Annotated in this window: 1 protein-coding gene and 2 pseudogenes; 1 reads left to right on the forward strand and 2 read right to left on the reverse strand. The window is 49.9% G+C overall.

Annotated features, from left to right (window positions below):
* Together VIR50_RS11745 and VIR50_RS11750 are read right to left on the reverse strand one after the other, a co-directional pair.
* A pseudogene (locus VIR50_RS11745) lies at window positions 1-237 on the reverse strand (RagB/SusD family nutrient uptake outer membrane protein); the annotation flags it as partial.
* A gap of 24 nt (window positions 238-261) precedes the next feature.
* The gene (locus VIR50_RS11750; protein WP_331935301.1) at window positions 262-3,252 is read right to left on the reverse strand and encodes a SusC/RagA family TonB-linked outer membrane protein; all 2,991 of its coding nucleotides are present in this window, start codon (window positions 3,250-3,252) and stop codon (window positions 262-264) included.
* Window positions 3,253-3,595: 343 nt separating this feature from the next.
* On the opposite strand from VIR50_RS11750, the pseudogene VIR50_RS11755 reads away from it, so the two are divergent.
* Window positions 3,596-3,946: pseudogene (locus tag VIR50_RS11755) on the forward strand (transcriptional regulator); the annotation flags it as partial.

Consider the following 3,946-nt stretch of genomic DNA (forward strand, 5'->3'; position numbering starts at 1 on the left):
GCCCAAGAGAACATAGTCGAGGTGCATGTGTTCCTGCCGATTCTTGAAGAGTTGGTAGATAGATGTGCGTTGACTTACGGCCGCGTCACGGTCTTTCAGTACGGCTGTCGTGGTGTCGGTCTGCTTTCCTTCGGTCAGCTCCGAGGCCGAGGAGATGGGCTCTGTGTCGAGAGAGCAAGCGGCCAAAGACGTTGCCACGACTCCCATCACCATGTATTTAAAGTATTTTTGTTTCATTTTGTGATTGCTTTATGATGATTGTTAGAATTCAACTTTCAAACCTACAACGAATGAACGGCTCAAAGGATAGGTACCCCAGTCGAGTCCTTGCACGGCACCGCTGTTGCCATGTTGGTTGACCTCGGGGTCGCGGCCGCTGTAGTTGGTGAAAGTAAGAAGATTACTGAACGACACGTAAGGCATGAGACGTGTGAGGGAGATTTTCTTCAAGAAGCTCTTGGCCACGTCATACGACAGCGTTACGTCCTTCACACGCAGGTAACTGCCGTCTTCCAAATAGTAGCTGGAGTTTTGTTGGTTGAAACCTACCCGGGGAACGTCGGTCTTCTGTCCGGGTACTCTCCATCGTTCGAGTACGCGGGTGTTCTGATTACGACCGTCGAACATACCTTCGCTATCCATGCGCGATACATTATATATATCATTACCTACACTTCCTTGGAGCAATACGCTAAGGTTGAAGCCCTTATAGCTAAAGGTATTGGTCAAGCCAAAGGTGAAATCAGGGTTGGGATCGCCAATGTAGGTGCGGTCGCTGGCCGAAACGAGGCCGTCGTCGTTGGTGTCCTTGTAAATCATATCACCCGTTTCGGGGTCTACTCCGCCTGCTACGTAACCCCAGAAGGAGCCCAATGGCTGTTCGACAGCGTTGCGTACGACGCTCTGTCCTACGTTGCTGTTGGTCGAAGCGCCCCAATAAATGGGCACGAGGTCAAGTTTGGTGAGCTTGTTACGGTTAAAAGAAATGTTGAAGTCGGTATTCCACTTCAGCGTTCCTACCAAATTCTTGGAGCTTACGGCCAATTCTATACCTTTGTTGACGATTTCTCCGCCGTTATAAGTAAGACTTCGGGCCGCGGCGCTACCTGCCGGCAGGGTGATAGACATGAGCATGTCGGATGTTTTCTTGTAATACACATCGAAGTAGAAGGTCAATCGATTCTTCAGAACGGTGAGATCGAAACCTATATCGGCCTGACTGGTGGTTTCCCAAGTAAGTTCCGGGTTGCTAAGAGTGGATTGGCTGCGTGTGGGCACGGCGTGTTCTTTACCCGTTTCCCACCATTGTATGCGACCGAAGTCGTACATGGCCAAGTAGCCATAGTCGCCCAAGCCGCTTTGGTTACCCGTTTGTCCCCAGCCACCACGTATCTTGAAGTCGTCAATCCATGTGAGATTTTTCATGAAGGCCTCGTTAGATACACGCCATGCGCCCGAGAATGAGGGGAAATAACCCCAGCGATGACCCGGTGCCAAGCGTGAGCTGCCGTCGGCACGGAGGTTGGCCGTGAGCATGTAAGTATCGTTCCAATTGTATTGCAAACGACCGAAGAAAGAGAGGATGGTCCAGTCAGAGGCCGAGGAACCGGTGCCGGTCCAGCTTATTTTGTTAGCTGCGTTGAGCGTACGGATGTCGTCCTTGGCGTAGTCGGAGCCGTTGATATAGTTCTGACTCCACTTGCTGTTGGTCCACGATGAGCCTGCCATGGCGTCCAAACCATGCTTGCCGAGGCTCTTTTTCCAATTCACGATGTTGTCGAAGGTCCATACGGTGCTGGCCGAACGTGAGTCGTAGCCCGTTCCGTTTTGGTTTCTACCCTCACGAGTGAGCACGGGATCGAGGAAGTTAGTGGTCGTTCCGCTGTTGCGATCGAAAGAAATGGTCGATGTCCATGTAAGTTCGGGCATGAACTTCACGATGGCTTTACCCGAGGCCAACAGCTTGTTGTACTGGCTCTTGTTATCCTTGGTGCGGGCGATGTTCTCCAGCGGGCTGTCTACATTGACGCCATTGAAGTCGGAATAGTAGCGGTTGGGGTATTCGGGATCCCACACGGGGCCGTAGGAAGGCGTGCTCAGGATAGCCGGAACCACGCCACCACGGTCGCTGCCGGTGCCCGAGATAATGCCCGTGCCCTTGAAAGTATAGTCCGAATAGGCGATGCTGGCATTGATGGTGAGCCATTTGGAGATTTCGTTCTCAATGCTTCCACGCACATTATAGCGCTTAAAGTTAGAGCTTACGATAACACCATTCTCGCCCGTAAAGCCACCCGAGAGGTAGTAACGCAGCTTGTCGGTGCCGTTGGTGATGGAGAGCTGGTAGTTCTGAACGTTACCCGTACGGTACACTTCCTTCTTCCAATCGGTTTGGTCGCGCAGTGTTTCGGGCAGTTTCAGTGACAGAACACCCTTATCGTTCATATCTTTGATAAGGTCGAGATACTGTCGTGTGTTCAAAGGATTTTGATTATCGCGTACCGTATTAAACGCATAATGGGCGTTGAGGCTTATCTTCGCTACGCCGGCCTTGCCCTGCTTGGTACCAATGATGACCACGCCGTTGGCGGCACGGCTACCATAGATGGCCGCGCTTGAGGCGTCTTTCAATATCTGAATGTTGTCAATGTCGTCGGCCGAGAGGTAATCTATGTTATCCACGGGCACTCCGTCGACCACGTAGAGTGGGTTGTTGGAGCCGTTGAGCGACGTTGTACCACGCACACGGATGGTCGGTGACGAGCCGGGTTGGCCGTTGGCTTGACTTATTTGCAGACCTGCGGCCTTGCCTTGCATACCTTGTACGGCGCTAACGATGGGCCTTGTCTCGAGGTCGGCGGTCGAAACGCTCGATACGGCGGTCGTAACGTCCTTGCGCTTTACGGCGCCGTAACCTATCGTTACGACTTCCTCGAGCATGTTGGCTTCCTCTTCGAGCACAATCTTCATGGCCGACGAGGCCTTCAGGGTCCTCGTTTTATAGCCGATATAAGAAATTCGCAACGTGGCGTTCTTATCTACCTGAATGGTAAAATTACCATCCAAGTCGGTGGCAACGCCATTAGATGTGCCTTGTTCTAAGATAGAGGCACCGATGATGGGCTCGTTTTGACGGTCGGTCACGGTACCTTTGACGCTCACTTTTTGGGCAAAAGCTGAAAGAGTGGCGCACATGACCAGCAGCAAAACGGCTAACCGCTTCATCGCAGATAAATGGTTGTTTGCTTTCATTGTAAATTGGTTAGAATGTATTTAGTTATTATTTAGTATTGCTGAAAAGCCGCATGATGGGCCTGCTCATCGCAGGCGTCCCTATGGTTAAAGGGCAGGTGTTTGTTCTTAGATTTAGAGCTGTCGATGCAAAGTTAAATCTTTTTTGAGCCGTTGGTGTTGACGCAAAGTGTTTAATGTGGACTTTAAAATCTATATAAATACGTAATTACTTGATAATCAGTAGTAGTTTATGTTACAATTCTGTGATTTGATATAGATATTTTTAGATAGAATATAGGTAATATAGGGCTGTTTTAAGGCTGATAGTTTGGAGTTGAGATGAAGATTGGTTATCTTTGCCATGATGAAAGAATTGATAACGGGCATGAAACATTTTCTCTTTACAATGGCATTGTGGCTGTTTACCTCGCCGGCCACTGCCCAACGGGTAAACTTAGACTCACTCTATCGCTGTTTGGATACGGAAATTGCCAAATCGGATGAGTATCTCAAGCAGAAAGAAAACCATATAGCCGACATTAAACGCAAGTATTCCTCCACGCGCGATCTGATGGGTCGCCACCAATTGGCGTGGGACTTGTTTGAGCAGTACAAGTCGTTGATGAACGACTCGGCCCTGCATTATCTTCATATTTGTAGGGAATTGGCCGGCCGCATGGGCCAACCCCAATTGTTACAGAGCGATTATATA

It is taken from the genome of Prevotella sp. (assembly GCF_036570325.1).
GTDB lineage: Bacteria > Bacteroidota > Bacteroidia > Bacteroidales > Bacteroidaceae > Prevotella.

Bases quoted from the DNA above. Each gene is read 5' to 3' on its own strand.
- VIR50_RS11750 (WP_331935301.1), bottom strand. From the start codon at position 3,252: ATGAAAGCAAACAACCATTTATCTGCGATGAAGCGGTTAGCCGTTTTG.